Raw genomic sequence first — 22057 nt, 5'->3', positions numbered from 1 at the left:
TTCTGCCAATGTTTCCTAACACAACTGATATTCCGGTGTAGACATGAGATTAATAATATTCATCTTTATACTTTTGTCCGAGAAATTCTTTACCGAATTCATATCAAGGGTTTTTGTATTCTGGATCAGATAATCCTCACCGTTTTTGTCGGCAAAAATCTTTTCCAATCTGCTCCAGTCAATGGTAATGTTTGGATTCTTGAACGATTTGTTGAGGGCGGTTTCACGGGATTTCATACCCATATCAATATCATCATCCTGCCGTGGGCTGTATTCCAGAGGACGCAATCCCGACCATATCTGTGGAATCTGCAGACGGACCATCAGCGTAGAACTGTCGATCCATGATTTTCCGTTCGGCCATCCCGCGACATTGGGCGGATAGAGGAGCATTTGGCCAAGCAGTTTCTGATAAACGATGAGGTTTTCCGGATTTTGAATAGTCATGGGAAGCATCCGCATCATTCCGGCCATCAGCTCGATGGGCGATTTTATCCGGTTTCCGATATTCTTTTGATCGTAAAACCAGGAGCTCGAAAATATATCAGTCATTAGTTTTTTTATATCGTACCCCGACTTGTAAAATTCAGTGCTTAATTGCTCTATAATCTTAGCGTCTGTATTTTCATTGACGAAGAACTTATATATTTTAGTGGTAATAAACGTTGCGGTAGCTTTCTGTTCAAGAATAATATTTAAAACATCGGTTCCTGTGAAATTTCCCGTCTTTCCCAGAAATGCCTTTGTTCCTTCATCCTGAAGATTTTTTCTTTCCTTAAAATTACCTTCCTTATCATAGCCCCAGCCTGTAAAAGCTCTTGCTCCTTCCCGGATATCTTTTTCAGTATAGTTACCTCTTCCCATAGTGAACAGCTCCATGACTTCGCGGGCAAAGTTTTCATTGGGATGATCTTTTTTGTTTTGCTGATTGTTGAGGAAGCCCAGCATTGCGGGAGATTGACTTACTTCAAAAAGAAGGTCTTTAAAATTTCCAAGTGCATTGTTCCTGATCGTATTAAGAAGCTGTTTACTGAATTTGGAATTATTGACTCTCGATGCAAAATGTCCATGCCAGAAAAATGCCATCTTTTCTCTCATCTGATCTTTGCCGTTCACCATCTGGTTCAGGAAATTAAGGTTCAGTTCATTGCTCTGTTCGCGGATAATCCGTTGTGTCTCCTTTTTCTTTTCTGCTGGAGTTCTGCTGTCCATCATTTCCTCGGAAACCGGAATGTCAGGGGTGTCGTAATTTATTTCTGAAAATGGCTGTACTTTAAATAGCTCTGTGACCAGCGTTTTTATATTCTTGTTTTTCAAATCCCCGATCTGATTGATTCCGGGTCCGAAACCGGCACGCCAGAGGAGGTGTTTATTATGTAATAGTGAATCGGCCATATAGAGAATTTAATTTTTTGATGCTGTATAAAGACAAAGGTTAAAAAGATAACGGTTAAGAATTCTTAATATTACTTTTTTTATGATTTAACTTAAACAATCATTTAATTTTAGGATAAATTAACATATTGATATTCATTGATTTGTGTTTTTGTTTAGTGTTAAAATCAAACCAGATGCTCCCCTTGGCACGATTTTTACATCTTATTGCTTTAGTAAAATTTAAAATTAGAGTTATGAAAATGTTAAAACAAACCATATTACTCGCTGGAATCTTAACAGCAGGTATCGCAAGCGCGCAAAGCTCAAAAATGAACAACATGATCAAGGTAGGCGCCAATGTTGGTTTAGCAGTTCCTTCTGATAATGTTTCCGCAGCTGCAGGTGTAGATGTTTCTTACCAAAATCTGATCACTCCTGGATTTGGATTGGGTATTGCAACGGGATATACTCATTATTTTGGAAAAAGTAACAACGGTTATGATAACAATGATGTAGGAGTAGTTCCTGTAGGAGCTCTAATCAGAATCTATCCTAAACAGACCGGTTTCTACTTTGGAACAGACCTAGGATATGGTTTTCTGGTAGGAAATGACAAGGTGGCTTCCAACAGTACGGTTGACAGACCAGACGGAGGTTTCTACATCAAACCGGAGATCGGATACCACAACAGAGACTGGAATTTCTTCGTACAATATCAGAAAGTTTTTGTAGGAGATAAAGGCGATATCGCCGGACAGGACTATAATGTGGGTAATATCGGAGTAGGATTCGGATACAACATTCCATTAGGAAAGTAGTAAGATTTACATATAAACAATTATAAGCCAAACCTTTTTATGGAAATGAAAAGGTTTTTTGCTTCCCTGCAGGATTTACGAAAACTATTATTATATTTGATAAAATTTGAGGTTATGATATTGAATCCAAAATTTCCGCTTTATTTACCAGGAGTAGAGAACAGTAATAATGATAATGTTTCTATCATTGGGGCAAGTCTCCGTGAAGATATAACCATCTTAGGCTATTTTGTTTCCAGTAACGGAGGTCTTGAGATAAAAATTCAGAATGAGTATAGCACAAAAGACTATTCTTCGTTTTCTGATATATTAAGAAAATTCATTCAGGATAATAAGCTGGACAATGTAAAACGTTTGGCAATGGCCGTACCAGGACCAGTAATCGACGGGAAAAGCAGCCCGGCAAGATTAGGATGGGATCTAAGCATCGAAGAGTACACCAGAGATTTTGGATTTGAGAAAGGAGATATGCTGAATGACCTTGAAGCTTCCGCTTACGGAATGGGGCTTCTTGCAGACGATGATCTAGATCCGATCTATACCAGCGGACATCTTGAAAAAGGAAATGTAGCCATCCTGGCACCCGGAAACGGACTTGGGGAAGCTGGGTATTTCTTTGACGGAAAATACCTGAGACCTTTTGCTACAGAAGGTGGACATTCTGAATTCTCACCGAGAACGAATGTGGAGGTTGAATTTTATCAGTTCCTAAACAATATCTATGGTATTGTAAGCTGGGAAAATGTTTTGTCTAAAACAGGTCTTTTCAATATCTATAGATTCTTAAGAGACGTAAAAAGACACCCTGAACCGGAATGGTTGGCAGAACGTCTGGCAGGACCAAATTTTGTTCAGGAGTTATACAAGGCTGCTGTAGAAGAAGAAGTTCTGATTTGCAGAATTGCTTTAGACACCTTCCTGGAATTCCTTGCAAGAGAAGCGAATAACCTTACGCTGAAACTTAAAGCAACAGGTGGATTGCTTATTTCGGGAGATATTCCACAGACCATCAGAGAGTATATCGACAAAGGAAAATTCTATGATAAGTTTAAGATAAGTGATAAGATGGAAGAGCTGCTTAAAAACACTCCGATCTATCTGGTGAAACAGAACCACACGGCATTGAAAGGAGCCGCACTGTACACCGCTTACTATCAAAATTAAAATACAAAACTCCGAAGCTTTCGGAGTTTTTTTATGGGATGATATTATTCATAAAAATAATTGTTTTTATTGATATACATCAATGAAATCTATCGGATAAGTTGGCTACATTTGCACCGTTAAACAAGTACATAACTTTATTCAAATGAAAAAAATATTCTTATTAGCAGTTGTTGCCAGCGGTTTGGCATTCGGACAGTCAAAAAAAGTAGTGGCATCTGATGTTCACTGGTGGGGATACAAAGTAGCAAAATCTGAGGCAAGCTCTCACGATGGTACAGTAAAAGTAAAATCAGGAGATATGATCATGAAAGGAAATGATCTGGTGGGTGGAAGCTTTGTATTGGATATGACTTCTATCAACGCAACTGACCTTACAGGAGAGTATCAGCAGAAACTAAACGGACACCTTAAGAATGGTGACTTCTTTGAAGTTGAAAAATTCCCTACTGCTTCTTTCAAAATTACTGCTGTAAAGAAAAACAGTGATAAAATCTACAACTCGTTAGTAACAGGAAACCTTACTGTTAAAGGAAAAACAAGTCCAATTACTTTCCCTGCAAAAATTGCTTACAGCAAAGGAGTAGTAAGTTTGGTTTCTGATAAGTTCGCTTTCGACAGACAGAAATTTGATGTGGCGTACAAGTCTACAATGCAGGATGTTTTTGTGAAAGATGACATCGAAATGCTTGTAAAGGTCACTGCTAAATAATTTAATCAAAAAAAGATTGTTAAAAGTGTAGAAGTTCTACACTTTTTTTTATTTTTGTTGAATTGTAAATAAAAAAGAATGAAAAGATTACTATTGTTTGCTATGGTGTGCGCGAGCATATCATTTGTTTCTGCACAGAGGAAATTTGATAAGGTTTCAAAAGTGACTTCATCAGAGATCAGGTGGTGGGGATATAAAGTCGTAAAAACTGAGGCTTCTTCGCATTCAGGGACGGTAAAGCTGAAAAGCGGAAAATTCAATTTTGATAAAACGGTCTTGGTAGACGGAGAGTTTATTATAGATATGAGAAGTATGATGGCGGGAGATGTTTCAGAAGAAGATCAGATCAAGCTTACCAACGAACTGAAAAGCACCAATTTCTTTGAGGTTAAAAAATTCCCTATCGCAAAATTCCACTTGACTAAAATTATTCCTTTAGCAAACAGTGAGTACAATTCTACGATATATGGTGATATTACCATCAAAGGAGTGAGAAAAACAATCACCTTCCCGGCCAATGCGTACGTTACTCAGTTTACTGTGGTGATTGAATCTGCAAAGTTCTCACTGAACAGAAGAGATTTCAAAGTATTCTACCAGTCTTCACTGAAAGATTATTTCATCAAGGACGAAATGGATTTCCAGTTCAAAGTTTCTACAGAAAAACTGGATAATGACAACAGAGTTCCTGTAAAGAAAAAGAAATAAGAAAACATATTTCAACATAGTAATGGGCAGTTTTTATAAACTGCCCATTTTTTTATGTCTGTTTTTGAATACTGAGTGACCATTATACAAAAAGATTTTTTGCAGAAAGTAAATCCGCTGGAGAAATTTAATGAATGTCTTTACCCTAATTTTTTATAAATTAGTAGTATGAAAATTTATGTGGTAAGTGGTCTCGGAGCAGACTTTAAAGTCCTGGAAAGACTTGAATTTCCCGAGAACTGTGAATTGATTTTTATAGACTGGCTTATTCCTGAGAAAAATGAGCCCTTTTATTCCTATGTGGAGAGAATGGCCGAGAAAGTAGATCCTTCTGAGCCGTTCAGTCTTCTTGGATATTCTTTTGGTGGGATTATGGTGCAGGAGATCAATAAACTCAAGCCTGCGGAAAAGGTGGTCATCTTGGGAAGTATTAAATCTGATAAAGAAAAATCTAAATTTATAAGAACAGGAGAGATCACAAAGCTTCCAAGGATATTGCCGGTTGGAATGTTTAATGATAGAGCAGCCAATGTGTATTCTGTGGTTAGAAAACTGTTTGATCCCAAAAACCCTAGAATTCTTCAGTATTTCAGAGTCAGAGATCCATATTACCTGAAATGGTCTGTAGAAAAGGTTTCAGAGTGGAAATTTGAAGAAATCCCTGAAGTGATCCAGATATTAGGGGATAAGGATATTGTCTTTCCTATTAAATATTCAAAACCGGATTATGTAATCAAAGGGGGTACTCATCTTTTTCCTGCTACAAAATATAAGGAAGTATCTAAAATATTAAAGGAGGTGTTTGTTTGATAATGATAAAATTTCAATTTTTATCATTTTTTTAAGGGGTGTTTTTGTAAAAATATATGTTTTTATAAAATTTATATTTAATTTTGATAGGGTTAAATGTAAATATTATGAAAATTGGTTTAAAGTGGATCGTTTCATTCTGCGTCATTACCCTGGTCGCATTCGGAGGACTGTTCTGGAGTCCGGCCGTTGATTCCCCTGATGCCGGAGATTTTCTCAGTGAAGATAAGATCGTAGGGGCAGATGTCGCATGGATCCTTGCTGCTGCAGGTTTGGTCCTGCTTATGACGCCCGGACTTTCATTCTTTTACGGGGGAATGGTAGGAAAGAAAAATGTGATTTCTACGATGCTGCAAAGTTTTATTGCACTCGGGGTTATCTCAATTTTGTGGGTCGTCGTCGGATTTTCATTGTCGTTTGGGGATTCTTTAGGTTTTGAGATCAATGGTGTGCATTACGGAATCATTGGAAATCCGCTGAGCTACCCGTTTTTCAATCATGTAGGGGTGCTGCCTCACAAAATGATGGCTACTACGATTCCCTTCGTACTGTTTGCCCTTTTTCAGATGAAGTTTGCGGTTATTACTCCTGCACTTATCACAGGTTCTTTTGCCGAGCGGGTTCGTTTCATCTCTTATCTTCTTTTCATGGTGCTTTTCAGTATTTTCATCTATACCCCGCTTTGTCATATGGTGTGGCATCCGGACGGTCTTCTGAATAAATATTTTGGAATAAGAGATTTCGCCGGCGGAACAGTAGTTCATATGAGTGCCGGTTTTGCAGCTTTAGCGGGTGCTATGTTTTTGGGAAACAGAAAAAATCCACATCATGAGCCGTCCAATATTCCTTATGTACTTTTAGGAACCGGAATGCTGTGGTTCGGATGGTTTGGTTTCAATGCGGGTTCTGCTTTAAGTGCCAATGCATCTGCCGCTATGGCTTTCGGAACAACGACCATTGCTTCTGCTTCCGCTATGATGACCTGGATCTTTTTTGACAGGATAAATGGAAGAAGTGTTTCTGCATTAGGAGCCTGTATCGGAGCCGTGGTGGGATTGGTAGCGATTACTCCCGGCTGTGGTTTCGTCAGTATTCCGGAAAGTCTTTTTATAGGATTTTTAGCAGCTGTCGTTTCAAATCTCATGATGAACTGGAAAGCTTTGAAAAAGATAGATGATACCCTTGACGTGTTTGCCTGCCATGGAGTAGGAGGGATTATGGGAATGATCCTTACCGCTGTTTTTGCTCACGGTGAGAATGCCAGCCTTCTTCACGGAGGAATTGGAGTTTTTGCCCATCATATGGCTGCTTTGGCTCTTGTTTCTGCTTTTACATTCTTTGGTTCACTGCTGTTGTATAAATTGACAGATTCCATAATTACATTACGGGTTTCCGAAGAGTCTGAGAATGCGGGACTCGATCTTTCTCAGCATCAGGAAAGCTTCAGGTGATGATAAAAAAAGGGCACGGGCAGCTTTGCCGGAATGCCCTGATTGAAAAATACCTTAATTAAAAGAGGTTTTCTGATCTTATTCAATGGATTGGATGATATTGAAAATATTGTTTTTCGATTCTTCAAAGACTTTTCCTCCAAACTCTTCATTATCTAAAGAAATAATAGTGATGTTTTCGACTCCCATAATTCCGAAAATGTGCTTCAGATAGGTCGTTTGAAAATTGACATGCCTATTTTTTTCATTTTCTCCGTATCCTGTGTCGCCTCGGGCAGACAGTATAAATGCCTTTTTGTTTTGAAGTAAACCTACGTAGTCGCCATCCGGAACTCCTGACCTGAACTTCCAGGTTTCATTGATCCGCATAACCTGATCTATATAAGCCTTTAATCCACCTGGAACAGACCAGTTATACATTGGTGTTCCAATAATATACATATCATGTTCTTTGAGTTCTTTTACCAGCTCATCGCTTAGCTCTAATGCTTTTTGGTTTTCTTCAGTTCTGTCTGACGGTTTTTTAAACGCTGCTGCGATCCAGGATTCGTTAATATTGGGAATGCTGTCAATACCCGTTTCTCGGTAGGTAAATACATCTGAGGGATATCTGGTTTTCCAGTTTTCAACAAAAAGCTGGGTTAGTTTTCGACTGTAAGATCTTTCATTTCTTACGCTTGCATTAATAATTAGGACTTTCATTTGTTATAAATTGTATAATAACAAAATTCCTGATTATTCATTTCTTAAAAATTGATCTTGTTCAAGAGGATTTATTTTTTTTCCTTATTCTGCTTATAAATTCTGGCGAAACTCCTAAATAGGATGCAATTAAATATTGAGGAACCCGGGAGACAATATCCGGATAGGTGTTGAGGAAATCATAATACTTCTGCTCAGCTTTGTACATATTGTTAAATACAATCCGCTTCTCAAGTGTTCCCAGGTACCCCTCTAAAATAATCCTGAAATATCTTTCAAGAGAAGGAATTGCCTGCAGCATTTTTTGAAAAGCTGTGTGACTGATCTGTAAAAGAATTGTTTTTTCTACAGCCTGTATATTGTACATTGAAGGTTGTTGTTTAGAAAAGCTGGAGATATCGGTGGCCCACCAGTTATCAATCGCTAAAAAAAGAATCTCTTCATTTCCATTATCTGAATTGATACAAAAGGCCTTTAAGACCCCTGAAACAATATAGCTGTCGTAACGGCAGGTTTCTCCGTTTCTCAAAAGAAATTCACCTTTTTCCAATGTTTTTTCACTCCAGCAGCTTTTAAACACAGTAATTTCTTCCTGGGTAAGTGTGACATGCTTTAGAATATTCTTAATTAATATTTCCATTTGAAGGCGTTAAAAGGATAGAAGTTTATATGATTGATTTAAGAGCCGGTACCGTACCAGCTAATTTACAAAAATACGGATGATAAATTCATTTCAGGATCTGTTGTAGTGTTGGTAATTCTGGGATGAGGACATACTTTTATTGGGATTTATCATGTATCTTTGTTTTTCGAGGAAAATGATGAATTGTCTATGGAATCAATATCGGTTTTTGAGATTATTAAAGTAGGAATAGGCCCGTCCAGTTCGCACACGATGGGACCGTGGAATGCAGCATCTGCATTTATCAGAATTATAAAAAGGGAAAGATCAATCGCAGAAGTGAAGGAAGTTTTCCTTGAATTTTTCGGTTCTTTAGCCAAAACCGGAATCGGGCACGGAACGGATATTGCCGGAATGCTTGGGTTGAATGGCGAAGATTTTACCACCATCAATACTTCAAAAATTGATGAAAAAATAGCGAAAATCAAAAATGACCAGATCATTAACCTGGGTGGCGAAAAGGAAATTCCTTTTATCTACGGCTATCATTTGGTTTTAAATATGCAGAAATCCCTTGATTTTCATCCCAATGGAATGATTTTTAAGGCTGTTTTCGAAGATGGAACCGAGCTTGTTCAGGATTTTTATTCTGTAGGAGGAGGTTTTATAGCAAGTCAGGAAAAAAACTCTATAGAAAAACAGTGTGTCCGCACCCTGTATCCATGCCACCATGGTTCGGATATTATCAAATATTGTAATAAACTGGGTTTTGAAAAGTTTTCAGATCTGATCCTGATCAATGAAGAAAGCTGGAGAACACAGGAAGAAACCAGACAGCAGGCATTGCATATCTGGAAGAATATTAAAGAATGTATCTACAAAGGCGTCAATAAAGAAGGAATTCTTCCGGGCGGTTTAAATGTAACCAGAAGGGCTGCGGGAATCAACCGAAAGCTTTTGGGAGACAAGATCTATAAAAATATCGACGAGTGGTTTAAGCTTGTTGTAGATGCTGAGGAGAACTTTACCAATATCAATAAATGGATCGCGTGTTTTGCATTGGCAGTGAATGAAGAGAATGCGAGTTTCGGAAGAATCATTACAGCACCTACCAATGGAGCCAGCGGTGTTATTCCGGCAGTTTTAATGTATTCACAGGCATTCACAGAATGCACCAGCGAAGATGATATCACCAGATTTTTACTGGTAGCCGGAGAGATCGGAACTTTATTTAAGAAAAATGCTACCATTTCAGCTGCAATGGGAGGATGTCAGGCAGAGATAGGCGTTTCATCAGCGATGGCAGCAGCAGGGCTTACAGAAATCTTAGGCGGAAGCATAGGACAGGTGCTGATGGCAGCAGAAATTGCCATGGAACATCACCTGGGACTAACCTGTGATCCTATTAAAGGTCTTGTCCAGATTCCATGTATTGAAAGAAATACAATGGGAGCAATGAAAGCAATCACAGCAGCTAATATTGCATTGGAAAGTGATCCTTCCAAAGCAAAAGTAACGCTGGACGAAGTAATTCAGACCATGTGGGAAACCGCTTTATCAATGAGTGACCGTTTCAAGGAAACTTCAGAAGGCGGACTGGCTATTGCCGTAAACGTTCCCGAATGTTAAAATAAATGACCTTGTTTTAAAATACAAAATCCTTAGATGATCGTCTAAGGATTTTTTTTGAATATATAGTGTGTTTTCTTGGTAATTAGTTGAGTGATGTGTTTTTATCTTGAAATGTAATAAACCATTAAGACCAGTTATGAAATGAAGAAGAGTTAAGAAAAATCAAATGATTTTTAAGTTCTTATTGGCTAGTCCCAACTTATAATTCTTAAACACTTAAAAACTCTTAATGGTTTGAAGAAAAGTACGAACTACTTTTTATTAAAAAGAGATGTTTTTCCCTTTTGTATCAATTGCATTTGCTTACTTTCCGGAATGAAGAGAATCGTAATTCCTGCCTGTTCAAACTGATATTTATTTTTTTCAATCTTTTTCAGGGGAAACTCAGGTTGTCCTTTTCCCTGTGCAAATAAAGATCCGTTTTTGGAGAAGACAGTTAAAGGAATCGGAATTTCTTTTGATTCATATTCTCCTGCATATGGGTCCAGCTCAGGATCAGATTTTCCATGATCAAACGATGGATATTTATAATCTCTTCCATACAACAGGTTTAAAATGCCAAGGTACAGATCATTATGACGCATGTTTTCTCCGTTCAGAGTGACAGCAAAAGAAAGCTTGTCGGTAGGTTCATAAGATACGGTAGAATGAGAACCTGCTGTATCGCCACCGTGTCCGTAAGCAGTAATGGTATAGAAAGGCATTTTCATCATTCCTATTCCGAAGACCTTTTCATTTTTATTGGAGATCATCATGTCAAGCGTTTCTTTTTTGATGAATTTTCCACTGAATAAAGCGTCCATGAAAAGGTTCATATCCTCCGTTGTAGAGACGATATCTCCCAAACCGATACAGTTATAAAAATTAAAATCAGAAACTTCGTTCCAGTTGCCGTCTGTGAATTTGTAGGATTTAAACACATTCTTTGGATCATCCATGACCGAGAAGGTATGTTTCATTCCTGCTTTTTCAAGGATATTTTCTTTTAATATAACGTTATATGGCTTACCTGAGAGTTTTTCAAGAATTCTGCTCAAGAGAAAATAGGCTGAGTTGGAATATCTCAGTTTTTTTCCGGGTTCAAAGCTTACGCCCTGCTTTTTGATCTCTGCGATGATCGCTTTATCACCTACAGGCTTTTTGAAAAGCCAGTTGTCCTTTGGCTCACCTACATAATCGCCCAGTCCGCTGGTATGATTCAGCATTTGGTGCAGGGTGATCTTTTTTGCATTAGGAATTTCGGGATAGAATTTTGACAGTTTTTCGTCCAGTTTAAGCTTTCCGTTTTCAACAAGCTGCATCAGCATTACTGCGGTGATCATTTTACTGACAGATCCTATCTGATATTGGGTGTCTTTGTCATAAGTCACGTTTTTTAACAACTGCTGGCCAAAGTCTTTGTGATATTCCTGAACCCCGTTTCTGAAAATAGCAACACTGCCTATTCCCTGATTTTTCTGAGCAATATAGTCCAGAAAATCATCAATTTTTTCTTTGTTGATGGCTTTTCCATGGAGATAGGAAACATCATCGTTTTTAGAAACCGGAAGATCTCTGAACAGGTTCAAAGGTAGAGCCTTTCCGCCCTGGGTGAGAGTCCCTTCAATGTGATCTTCTTTAAAAATACCTTTGTAAGAGGCATTGATTTTCCTGATCTCAAAACTAAGCTCATTATTGGTAAAACCTGTCCGGTCTACACTAATATCGTCTTTGCTTTGCTTAGGGCTGTTCATCAGGGATGTATATCCTTCAGGTCCTTTTTTAATCTTTAAAACCAAAGGAAGTTTCATCATCTGGGTATCGAGTTCACCGTTCCATGTTCCTTCGATTTGGGCGTGACAAATCTGTGCCAGAAAGACCAGCACCAGTAGAAATTTGATTTTCATGTTATTTAAAAGTATTTAGATATTAAAATTTGGCATATCATAGTCGTTAGTAATGAAACGGCCGCAAAAAGAGTAATGTGCTGCCATTTTTTGATGTTGGTTGCTGTTTTGAAACCATTGTAATAGAGTGTGATACTATAGATCATAATGATAAGGCTGATGGTTGCTATGCCTATCGTAACGGTAAGGTCCCAGATAGGTAAGGCTTCCGAAGGGTGGGCCTTTTGGCTGATCATTCTGGCCTGGGTATTTTTTATTAAAGGGATTTTATCCATTACCTGCATAACACTCACCACCAGTTGTGAAATGAGTACGGTATTGACAATATCAATGACTCTTGTCTTATTGTTTAAAATCCTCCCCAATATGAAAAGAATGATAATGGCTGAAGCAAAACTTATAAAAGTGGGAATAGCGATAGCCTCAAAGGTTACCTTGTCCATGCGGCTGATCCTGTAGATACTGATGAAGGAGTTACCTGTCCAGTAGTATCCCAGCAAAACAATTAGAGCTGTTCCCAACAGGCCGATAACCAGCAGAAGTTTATCATCAAATCTTTCAAACGGATTAAAAATAGTTTTCCAGTTCATTACGGTCGGTTTACAGGTTATTTTTTAACTGTCCGACTTTGGTTATCAGGTCGTCCATTTTATTTCTCATAGTCGGGTAGGAGAGTCCGGCCTGCTTGGCCATTTCTTTGATGCTGCCGCTGGAAAGTAAAAAATTCACAACAAATTCCTGCTCTTCGCGATTAAGCTTAAGCAGAACGGGAAGTTCATATTCGCCGCTTACCTCTGTTTTGCAGCTCGGGCATTTCATCTGACTTACGTTTAAAGTATTTTCGCAACTTGGACAAACCGTCGGAAGTTTCATGGATTATATTTTTTACGAAAGTAAGCTTTTTTTTAATAAAGTTAAAATGTTTTTTAATTTTATTAAAATTTAATTGATGTAATTACTTGAATGACCCAAATTTTAATGCTGTAGAAAGAAAAAATTGAAGTGTGGATGAGTAATGGACTGAAAGATGGAACCACTCCGTCAAATCTAAGGTTTACCACCATAGGAGGGGAGTTTTTTCAATGAGAATCAAAAGGAAATGCTTAAAATAGAAAAGCTGAAAGAAGCAGTAAGAGCGGTCCTGACCTTCGTACTGTTTCTTTCAGCTTCCTGTTATTTGAATATCCGTTAATCCGGATTTACCTTAATATGCCTCTGATCCTGTTGGCATTCGTGATCAGTTCTTCCAGGTATTCATAATTTTCTTTTTCCAGAGCAGCCTTGAACTTTCTGAGCTGGGTGATATGTTCATTCAGGACATCGAGTACGTTTTCTTTATTTTGTTTAAAGATGGGTACCCACATTTCAGGATGGGATTTGGCAAGACGTACTGTACTAGAAAAACCGGAACTGGCCAACTGGAAAATGGTTTCTTCTTCACGTTCTTTTTCCAGAACCGTATTGGCTAAAGCGTAAGAGGTAATGTGTGAGATATGTGAAATATAAGCGGTATGAATATCATGGTCTTCCGCATTCATATAGATGAGGTGCATACCGAGGTTTTCCGCCACTTTTTCTACCAGCTGAAGGGCATCGGGTGCAGACTCTTCCTTGTTGCAGATCACACCTGCCTTTCCTGAAAAACTGTCTGAAACAGCTGATGCAGGACCATTGTTTTCTGTACCCCACATCGGGTGGAACGCCACAAACCGGGAGCGTTTAGGATGATCTTTGACGGCATTGACGATTCCTGCTTTTGTAGATCCGGCATCCATGACGGTCTGATGATCAGAGATCAGATCCAGAACAGAGGGCAGGAGTTTTCTGGCTGCGTCCACAGGGATCGCCAGGATAATAAAATCTGCATTTTTGACCCCGTATTCAAGATCAGTACCTGCATCAATGATCTTAAGTTCCAGAGCTTCATTGATGTGCTGCTGATTGTTATCGATTCCATAGATGAAATCGGCCATGCCTTTTGATCTTAATTTTAAAGCCATTGAACCCCCGATTAAACCTGCACCAATAATACTTATTTTCATCTTTCTTAATTTTTTAAAATAAAAAACCCCGTCAAAGGACGAGGTTGTAAATTATGTTCATAAGAATCCCTAGCCCAGATCTGAGTTTAAAATTCTATAATAATATGTTCCGTTATTGAAATTCACAGAGCAAAGGTATAAAACATTTTTTAAACACAGGATATTTTTGGCTTAAATTATTATGGAGCTTCTTCGCCGCTTTAGTCTGCGCTGTGAATGATAACTCTTTTAACGTCTTTATCTTTCTGCTCCAGACTTAAGGTGGTTACTCCGCCCTCAAACTGAAACTCAATATCTGTTTTCTTTGGAGAAACTATGTAGCTGATGGAAATCAGACCGTCTTTATTGATTTCTTTAGTGATATTTTCTTTTGGAAGTTCTGGCAGTAAAAGTTCTGCTTTTTCTATCTCCCGGTCTTTTATAGTCTTGTGATAAACTTCACTGACGTCTTTGTTTTTAAAGATACATTCGACTTCGGTTTCATATTCTACCTGCTTTTCTGTGCATTCTTTCAAAGTGGGAAGCTCTTTGGTTTCAGCGGTTGGTGTATTTTCTTCTGCCTGAGTTTTAACGATAACGCTGTCTTTTTTAGCAGTGACGGTTTCAGTGGTCGTTACTTTTGAATCATTTTTACAGGCTGTAAAAACTAACAGACTGCAGCAGACGAAACTTATTTTTTTCATGGATGAAAGTTTAAATTTACTTTGTAGAATGGTTCAAAAATAATGAATATTCCTCTGTGAAATTGATTAAATCTACAACTTTAAAGTTTCTGTCTTTATACAGTATTGAATACCAGTCGCTTTTTTGTTTGGGAATCACTTTGGTTTTCGTTCCGTCCTTATAGGCTAGAATGACCGTTTCATTTTGGTTCGTGTATTTTTCATGTAAAGAATCCATATGCTCTGTGGAATTGGCGTAATAATAATTGGCATCATCTGCAATCGTGTAAAAGTCTTCTCCCTGTTCTTTTTTCAGTTTTTCGATTTTCTTGAGGCTGGGAGATATGAATACAACTGTTTTTTCTTTTAGCCATAAAGTATCTTTGTTAGGGATATGAATCACTGTATTTTCATTCTTTTTACAGGAAAATGAAAAGAAGAACATGAGTATGACGATGAAGAATATACTTTTCATAGAAGTTCGTGGGATAAGTGTTTTTATTTATATTATTACTGTAGTTTTTCTAAATGTAAAAGTAAAATAATATTTCTTTTTCAGAGACCTTTTCCAGAAGTATTGTTCCGGGAATACAGTTCGATATTAAGATATTTGGAAATGATAAGTAGTGATCGGAAAACCTTATTAACTTTCAGTAACAAAAAATACAGAATTGATACATTTTTATACTGGTAGTTCATTCTATTGGGATATTGATCATTGTAAAATAAAAATAGGCCTGATCCAAGTGGTCAAGCCTATTTTGTGTAAATTTTCAGAATGAAATATATTATTAGTGATGGTAATTAATTAGTTTCAAACTTTGTGCCATCCATCGGCCTAAGTCATTAAATCGTGATTTTTGTGGTATCTAATTATATCGTTAGCCAATAAGCGAACCTAAAAGTTAATACGCTCGCAGGATTTGCAGGTCCTTTCGGGACTCAATATAATGTAATCGCTTAAGCACGGGCTAATTTAACTGGCTTTTCCTGCTAGAAGTGAGAGGGTAGTTGCAGCCTTTTTGTATTTTTGTACGGCGAAGTCTTTTGGTAACAACAAAACGATTTCACTACATCTTATGTATCTTATCATTAAAATATAATCATATGAGCTATCTGAAAAAAGTAATATTTGGTATATGCTTTACCGCCGGTATCTGTCACGCCCAGCAAAAGAATACAGACGCAAATTATAGTTTTAGCGGTCTTCTTGACAAAAAGATCCCTGTTGAACTCACCATCAGCGTTTCAAACAATGTGGTTTTGGGAAATATTAAATATGTAAAGACTAAAGAAAAGAAACCCATTAAAATAATTGGAAAGTTGGATTCCGGAAATCATTATCATCTGGAGGAATTTGAGAAAGATGGAAATATCAGCGGAATTATTGACGCGGTATTGAAAAATGGAAAATTAGAGGGTGCCTGGAATTCTACAAAGTCTGATGCAGTTTATCCTATGGTACTTGATGTCCAATCTAAAGTAAATCCAAAGCCGGAAGTATTTTCACCTGCTTCATCTGATCGTTTTGAAGGAACATATACCTACCAGTATGGAGAAGATGGGTATCAGGGAAGTATCACTATTAAGAAGATAAAAGATCAGATGTATTCCTATGACATTGGTTCTGTGACGAGGGCCCCGGGTAGAAATATTGCAGATGCGTCGGGAGAGGTGATGATTAAAAATAATCAGTTTACTATTGAAATCAATACATCATGTGCATTCCTCGTTACGTTTTATAATGGGTTTTTAACCATTACACCAGTCTCGTCTGAAAAGGTATCAGGGTGTGAGTTTGGATTGAATGCAACGTTACGTGGAACTTTCCTTAAAGTGAAATAAGGTCGTGAATGAATACAAAAACAAACGTATTGAACACACTTTTGAAATAAAAACCAACTTTTTAACAGTTGGTTTTTTTATGTAGTACATCAATGCTTAATCTAAAAAAGTCTGATATTGTTGAGTCTTTATTTGGATACGAGCGCTGGCATTGGAGATACTTCTTCAGGTTTTAAAACGCTGCCTGATGCAGGAATAAATAAGATTGAGTAGATTTGCTGTTGAACAGCAGATCAATATCACAGCAAAATACAATGATCATGAAAAATCGTTTTTACACTTTACTGGCGGCCATTGCGGCCACACATTGTTGCCATGCGGAAATCTTCCCAACCGAAACTGGAAAGCAGCGAATTCCCACGTCTTTACAGGTTAATACATCTGATACGATAAAGATTAAGGAATCCTTCAATGAAGAGGATAAAAGTGTTAATGAATTTTTGGACGACAGGCTTAAGCCCATTCGCCAAAATTTCAAAAGGATCAATTCCATTACAAAATGGAGTTCAATAAAAAAGAAAGATATAGAAGGGGAGTCTGCAGAAGGCGGGGAAGCTGTATTTTACGAACAGAAAGGAGGTCTTGAAAAGATTACCGCAAGACTTTATGGCGAAATGGGGCAGGTGCTTACAGAATATTATCTGCTGAATGGAAAGTTATCTTTTGTTTTTGAGAAAATATATACCTACAACCGGCCACTTTTTTATGATGTAAAAGCCATGAAAGAAAATAATGATACCGAAGCTTTTGATTTTGAAAAATCAGAGATAGAAGAGAACAGAAATTATTTCGAAAAAGGAAAACTGGTTCACGTACTCAACAGTCTGGATTGTGGTGCTCCGTTCAGCAGTGATTATATCAATGAAGAGCAGAAAAGGTTTTCCGAAGCATTTCAGAAACTCCTGAAACTAAAGAACGAAAAGTAATATGATTGTTGAATACCAGTTTATTATATTGTTATTACACGGGTGCATTGTTACCCGGGTGAAAATTTCCGCAGATTCCCCGGCAGCTTTCCCTTCTGCAGGAAGGTCAGCTGCCGGTTCTACAGTTCCGTATCATTATTGATCAACCACGCTTGGAATAGCATAAGAAATAGAAATTTGCTGATCAATACTGAAAACGAAAGTTATGGACTGTGGACTGTTTCTTGTTATATAAAGTGATGTGATTCTGTATAACCTATTTAATGTTTCTATAGGTTCTTTATTGTTCCATTGTCCTTTTTTTGTTTAAAAACTATGGATTAGAGATAATCAACGTTGAAGGAATGTCTGATAACCAAAGGCTCTTGCTGTCGATCAGATTTTTCCAGCTCTTGCTGCTGACCAGCATCAGATCCTGTGAATTCAGAAACTCTTTCTCAATCTTTTTCTCATTATATAAAGTAATGTGATTGGGAGCAACCTGTTCTATACTTCTGATCAGTTCCTTAACCTCAATATTATTTCGGATCTGTCCGGCTGCATCCAGGATAATGATCTGGGAATTGTTATTGTTGATCAGTCTTTTGGCATATTCCAGAAGATAAAAATCGCTGAGGTTGAAAATCGGCACAAATACTTTATCTGCAGACTTGAAATTTTTTTCTACCATAACGCCAACCGGGATATGGGTTTTGTCCAGGATTTGAAGCGTAAAATCGTCAAAAGGAGAATTGTTGAAAATATTTCCTTTGCCTTTTACTGTGTTCAGAAGTTTTTCAGGATTGATGATCTTTGTGGTGAATCCCAAAAGTCTTCCCAATAAACTTCCTTCATACATCGACTTCCCGAGCATGATCAGAAGAAGATCATAGTTTCCTTTATTTGAAATACCTGTAAGATCATTCTCAATATCTGTAGAAGCTTTGAAAAGAGTAGTGACTTCCAGTTTAAGATCGTGTGAAGTTTCAATCACGTTTTTGAACTGGGCATCTTCATACTCATTGATATCATAGGCATGCATCTCGTCCACCGGAGCAATATTCATGGCAGTGATGCTTTTATTGCCGTTCATTTTATTGGTGAAATCATGGGCCAGTTTCAGTAAGGTGCTTCCAGATTCAGGCTTATCAAAAGAGAGCAGTACGCGGTACTTGGAATCATTATCATCGTGAATTTCTTCATCACCGCTTTTTTTAGATTTAAAAATAAAATTAATAAAATCCAAAGCTGGGCCTGTCATAAACGTTGTAAATAAAGCCATGATCACAAGCATTGCGAATATTTCCGGACTTAATACCCCAAGATCATATCCTATATTCAATACAATAAGCTCCATTAACCCCCGGGTATTCATCAGAGCACCGATCGTTAAACTTTCTTTCCAGTTGATTCCTACAAAGCGTGCGGTGAGTGCACTTCCTATAAATTTTCCGGTCACAGCCGTTAGGATGATAAATCCTGCCGTAATCCAGAGATGTCCGTCATTCAGTAATCCGATCTGGGTACGAAGACCTGTAAATACAAAGAATAAAGGAAGAAGCAGGACTAAAGCCACGTCTTCAACTTTATCAATGAAAAGAGTACGGAATTTTGCATTTTCAGGCATAATAGCTCCCGCCATAAACGCTCCGAATAATGCATGAATACCAATTACTTCAGTAGCATATGCAGAAAGGATCAGCGTCAGGAAGAAAATAGCGACCATCGGTTTGCTGATGGTATTTTTGCCTGCCTGAAGATCTCCGATTCTTTTTAAGAAAGGCCTTACAATTTTAATCATTAAAAATACATAAGCAATAGCCATGATGATCACGTAAATAGAACTGGTAAAAGAACCTGCTTTTACAATCGCGATCACTGCAGCAAGGATACACCATGCCGTAATATCATCTGCTGCCGCACAGGTAATCACAATGGTTCCCAGTTTGGTCTTCTGAAGATTTCTTTCCTGAACAATTCTCGCCAGTACCGGAAAAGCCGTAATACTCATTGAAATAGCAATGAAAAGGGCAAAGGAAGTAAACTGAATACCTTCCGGTGCAAATTCCTGATAAACAAAATAGGACAGTCCGATTCCTAATGCAAAAGGAATAATGATACTCGCATGGCTGATCACCACGGCATCATGAGCTTTTTTCCTTAATACACTAAGATCCAGCTCCATACCTACGATGTACATGAACAGGATAAGTCCTATCTGACTCAAAAACTGTAAGTTGCCTAAAGATTCTTTCGGGAAAAGAAATGCTGAAAATTCCGGAAAGTACATTCCCAATAGGGAAGGCCCTAAAACAATACCTGCAATCATTTCACCAATAACTGTAGGCTGCTTGATCTTCATACAGATCCATCCAAACAGTCTCGCCACAAGAATAATGGTGACAATCTGGGCAAGAAGCAGAGCCAGCGGATGATGAAGGTTTGCCTTAAAGGATTCCTGGAAATTTTCCCAGGTAGATCCGGTGTTTGTTTTTGTTACTATATTTTCCTTGATCTCCAGCGTTTGTCCTTCTATGATGAAGAAGTACATCAGGCAGGAAAAAAAGGCGATCGTCAGTATGTAAAAAATTAAATTTCTGTATTTCCCCCAGTTCATGATTCCTTATATTTTAATGCAAAGTTGATAAGAATATATTGATGTTACACATCCTAATTTCTAAAATGTAATAAATGTTCTAAAAAATGTAATAAAAGTCTATTTAAAAGAATAGCCGAGGCCTGCACCAATTTTCCAGGCTCCGTTTTCTGTAGATGTTTTCGTATTATAATAGACCGGTATCTGAAGAGCGATCTTTTTGTACACTACCGTAAGACCAGCACCCAGGTTGGGCATCACAGGACTGTTTTTGGTTCCCGGTGAACGGTCTTCTTTGATTCGCAGTGAAGGAAGCATTCCCGCGATAAGTTTCACTCCTTTATGGGTAAAGCTTATATTAGGTCCTGTAAAGTTTATAAAAGCTCCATGATCTACATATCCGGCCACCACAATCCCATCGAAAAAAGAGGCTTTTACTCTTGAAACGGTTTCCTGGGAAAAGCAAAGTCCGGATATGAGAATTCCTGCTGCATACATACAATTTTTCATATAATCATTTAATCAGCCACAAAAATACACAGGATAGGCCCTGTAAAAGAGGAGATGTAATGAAACCGATATATTATGCAGTAAAACCGGAAATGTCTGAAAGATCTACTTTCCGAACAGTTCCATTAAGGCTTGTTTATAGGCATCTCCAATCTGGAGTTTAAGAAAATTTTCTCCTTCTGAATGAATGGTTGTAATAATTTCGTTGGTGGAAAATACTTTAATGGAAGAAAGTGCAATGATCTCTTTTTTATTTACCTGAGCAAAATCTTTTGGAGGAAGCATTTCAAGGAGTGTTTTAAAGCTGAGGTTTTTAAGGACAATGGTAGTGCCGTCATTCAGGATAATATCTTTGTCGCGGCTGTCGATCTCTGATGTTTTTATATACGCAATCTGTTCAGTGAAAATCACTGTCCTGCCGATGTTGGTATTCCATTCAATCAGATCCTTTTTATGAGGAATGTCTACCAGTTCTTTTGCTTTTTCAAATGCTTGAATCAGTCTCTCTTTTTTGATAGGTTTTCTGACGTAGTCTACCACATTAAGGTCGAAAGCTTCCGCAGCATATTCCTTATAAGCAGTGGTGAAGATGATTTTTTTGGATCCTGAAATAAGTTCGGCTACCTGAAGCCCGGTCATTCCCGGCATCTCAATATCGAGGATACAGAGATTACAGTCGATCTTATCTATTTCGCTCAGAAAAACTTTAGGATCGTTGAAGGCCTTTACGACTTCTACATTTTCAATCTGTTCGCATAAAAGCTTTAAATAGCTGATCGCCAGAAGTTCATCATCAAGAATAACGCATTTTATCATAGAACTCTCCTAAATTGATTTTTAATTCTGCGGTGAATATACCGTTTTTTGAACTTTTCTCCAGCTGGTAATGACTGCTGTAAATCATTTTAAGCCGTTGATCCAGTGATTGACTTCCGAAACCACTGTTTTCCTTTTCAAGAATATTCTTTAAGGAAGATTTATTGCTGACTTTCATGGTGAACACCCTGTTTTCAAGCTCCAGATGGATCGAAATAAAAGAATCCTGTGCCAGAAAATCAGTATGTTTAAAGGCATTTTCAATAAGATCTACAGAGATCAACGGAGCGAAGACTTTTTCTTCATAAACGGTGTCAGACTTATCGATCTTAGATTTTATTCTGAAATCAAAAAGAGGATTGATCTTTATTTTATTGATTTCAATGAGGCTTAAAGCAAAATTAAGCTCTTCTTTGGGACTTACAAATTTATTGTTGCTTTCATACAGAATATAATCCAGAACGTTCGCAAGCTTATCAAGAGACATATACGTCTGGTACGCATGCGACTGCACAGAATTGAGAATATTCTTAAAAAGATGAGGGTTAAGCTTTGTGCCGATATGCTCTAGTTGAACTTCATTCAGTTTTTTCTCAATGATGTTGTTGGTTTCGGACAGTCGGATGTTTTTCTGTTTCATCCTTGCGTTCTGGCTGAACAGGTAAATACTGACGGTAAGCAGAAAGAAAATAGCAAATACTCCAATGAATATCAGATAATCGTGGATCATGTAGTAATTGCCTTCCATAAAAATAACGGTTAATGGTCTTTCAGTAAAATAAGTGAAAGATCGTCAGGA

At 37.7% G+C, this 22057-nt stretch carries 22 protein-coding genes; 9 read left to right on the top strand and 13 right to left on the bottom strand.

The genetic code is table 11. The features are described from left to right. Positions 1-15: 15 nt before the first annotated feature. Positions 16-1395, bottom strand: a complete 1380-nt coding sequence (locus IW16_RS05550) for a DUF1800 domain-containing protein (protein ID WP_034740767.1) — start codon at positions 1393-1395, stop codon at positions 16-18. A gap of 236 nt (positions 1396-1631) precedes the next feature. Between IW16_RS05550 and IW16_RS05545 the strand changes: the two genes are divergently transcribed. The 6 genes from IW16_RS05545 to IW16_RS05520 all read left to right on the top strand — a co-directional run bounded on the left by IW16_RS05545 (position 1632) and on the right by IW16_RS05520 (position 7040). After that, a complete protein-coding gene (locus IW16_RS05545; RefSeq protein ID WP_034740764.1) occupies positions 1632-2195 on the top strand; it encodes a membrane protein in 564 nt (187 codons plus the stop codon). Positions 2196-2309: 114 nt separating this feature from the next. Beyond that, a complete protein-coding gene (locus tag IW16_RS05540) occupies positions 2310-3359 on the top strand; it encodes a glucokinase (RefSeq protein ID WP_034742603.1) in 1050 nt (349 codons plus the stop codon). Positions 3360-3504: 145 nt separating this feature from the next. Then, entirely contained in the window at positions 3505-4071 is a 567-nt protein-coding gene (locus IW16_RS05535) for a YceI family protein (RefSeq protein WP_034740761.1), read from the top strand. 78 nt (positions 4072-4149) lie between these two features. Continuing rightward, positions 4150-4779 carry a YceI family protein gene (locus tag IW16_RS05530; protein ID WP_034740758.1) on the top strand — a complete coding sequence of 210 codons (630 nt, stop codon included), beginning with the start codon at positions 4150-4152 and terminating at the stop codon, positions 4777-4779. A gap of 168 nt (positions 4780-4947) precedes the next feature. Then, positions 4948-5589, top strand: a complete 642-nt coding sequence (locus IW16_RS05525; RefSeq protein ID WP_034740755.1) for an alpha/beta hydrolase — start codon at positions 4948-4950, stop codon at positions 5587-5589. A gap of 107 nt (positions 5590-5696) precedes the next feature. After that, positions 5697-7040, top strand: a complete 1344-nt coding sequence (locus IW16_RS05520; protein WP_034740751.1) for an ammonium transporter — start codon at positions 5697-5699, stop codon at positions 7038-7040. Positions 7041-7118: 78 nt separating this feature from the next. On the opposite strand, the gene IW16_RS05515 is transcribed toward IW16_RS05520, so the two are convergent. Next, a complete protein-coding gene (locus IW16_RS05515) occupies positions 7119-7742 on the bottom strand; it encodes an FMN-dependent NADH-azoreductase (RefSeq protein ID WP_034740747.1) in 624 nt (207 codons plus the stop codon). Between the two features lie 61 nt (positions 7743-7803). Next, the gene (locus tag IW16_RS05510; protein ID WP_034740743.1) at positions 7804-8382 is read right to left on the bottom strand and encodes a Crp/Fnr family transcriptional regulator; all 579 of its coding nucleotides are present in this window, start codon (positions 8380-8382) and stop codon (positions 7804-7806) included. A 192-nt stretch (positions 8383-8574) separates the two neighbouring features. Between IW16_RS05510 and IW16_RS05505 the strand changes: the two genes are divergently transcribed. Continuing rightward, positions 8575-9993 carry an L-serine ammonia-lyase gene (locus IW16_RS05505; protein ID WP_034740740.1) on the top strand — a complete coding sequence of 473 codons (1419 nt, stop codon included), beginning with the start codon at positions 8575-8577 and terminating at the stop codon, positions 9991-9993. Between the two features lie 254 nt (positions 9994-10247). Here IW16_RS05505 and IW16_RS05500 read toward each other — a convergent pair whose 3' ends face one another. The 6 genes from IW16_RS05500 to IW16_RS05475 form a co-directional block, all read right to left on the bottom strand. Next, positions 10248-11882 carry a serine hydrolase domain-containing protein gene (locus IW16_RS05500; protein ID WP_051889958.1) on the bottom strand — a complete coding sequence of 545 codons (1635 nt, stop codon included), beginning with the start codon at positions 11880-11882 and terminating at the stop codon, positions 10248-10250. A gap of 5 nt (positions 11883-11887) precedes the next feature. Beyond that, complete coding sequence (locus tag IW16_RS05495; RefSeq protein WP_034740737.1) at positions 11888-12472, bottom strand: YIP1 family protein; 585 nt, start codon at positions 12470-12472, stop codon at positions 11888-11890. Positions 12473-12482: 10 nt separating this feature from the next. Continuing rightward, positions 12483-12755 carry a DUF2089 family protein gene (locus IW16_RS05490; protein WP_034740735.1) on the bottom strand — a complete coding sequence of 91 codons (273 nt, stop codon included), beginning with the start codon at positions 12753-12755 and terminating at the stop codon, positions 12483-12485. Between the two features lie 326 nt (positions 12756-13081). Further along, positions 13082-13924, bottom strand: a complete 843-nt coding sequence (locus tag IW16_RS05485; RefSeq protein WP_034740733.1) for a prephenate dehydrogenase — start codon at positions 13922-13924, stop codon at positions 13082-13084. A gap of 200 nt (positions 13925-14124) precedes the next feature. Further along, positions 14125-14607, bottom strand: a complete 483-nt coding sequence (locus IW16_RS25610) for a hypothetical protein (protein ID WP_051889957.1) — start codon at positions 14605-14607, stop codon at positions 14125-14127. 16 nt (positions 14608-14623) lie between these two features. Next, the gene (locus IW16_RS05475; RefSeq protein WP_131327840.1) at positions 14624-15061 is read right to left on the bottom strand and encodes a hypothetical protein; all 438 of its coding nucleotides are present in this window, start codon (positions 15059-15061) and stop codon (positions 14624-14626) included. A 632-nt stretch (positions 15062-15693) separates the two neighbouring features. Between IW16_RS05475 and IW16_RS05470 the strand changes: the two genes are divergently transcribed. Then, the gene (locus tag IW16_RS05470) at positions 15694-16431 is read left to right on the top strand and encodes a hypothetical protein (protein ID WP_034740728.1); all 738 of its coding nucleotides are present in this window, start codon (positions 15694-15696) and stop codon (positions 16429-16431) included. A gap of 260 nt (positions 16432-16691) precedes the next feature. Continuing rightward, positions 16692-17357, top strand: coding sequence for a hypothetical protein (locus IW16_RS05465; protein WP_223878136.1), 666 nt, complete (start codon positions 16692-16694; stop codon positions 17355-17357). Between the two features lie 313 nt (positions 17358-17670). Here the strand turns inward: IW16_RS05465 and IW16_RS05460 are convergent, their stop codons facing one another. From IW16_RS05460 to IW16_RS05445, 4 genes are all read right to left on the bottom strand, one after another. Beyond that, positions 17671-19953, bottom strand: a complete 2283-nt coding sequence (locus IW16_RS05460; RefSeq protein WP_034740726.1) for a cation:proton antiporter — start codon at positions 19951-19953, stop codon at positions 17671-17673. 99 nt (positions 19954-20052) lie between these two features. Beyond that, positions 20053-20442 (bottom strand): hypothetical protein, encoded by a 390-nt coding sequence (locus IW16_RS05455; protein WP_034740723.1) that lies wholly within the window; start codon positions 20440-20442, stop codon positions 20053-20055. A 105-nt stretch (positions 20443-20547) separates the two neighbouring features. Next, entirely contained in the window at positions 20548-21258 is a 711-nt protein-coding gene (locus tag IW16_RS05450; RefSeq protein WP_034740720.1) for a LytR/AlgR family response regulator transcription factor, read from the bottom strand. Next, a complete protein-coding gene (locus IW16_RS05445) occupies positions 21236-22006 on the bottom strand; it encodes a histidine kinase (protein ID WP_083536143.1) in 771 nt (256 codons plus the stop codon). Before IW16_RS05445 ends, IW16_RS05450 begins: the two co-directional genes overlap by 23 nt. Positions 22007-22057 lie beyond the last annotated feature (51 nt).

The sequence above is a fragment of the Chryseobacterium vrystaatense genome (assembly GCF_000737765.1).
In the GTDB taxonomy this organism is placed as follows: domain Bacteria; phylum Bacteroidota; class Bacteroidia; order Flavobacteriales; family Weeksellaceae; genus Chryseobacterium; species Chryseobacterium vrystaatense.
Note: the sequence above shows the minus strand (reverse complement) of the source record. Positions and strands in the feature narration are given on the sequence as shown.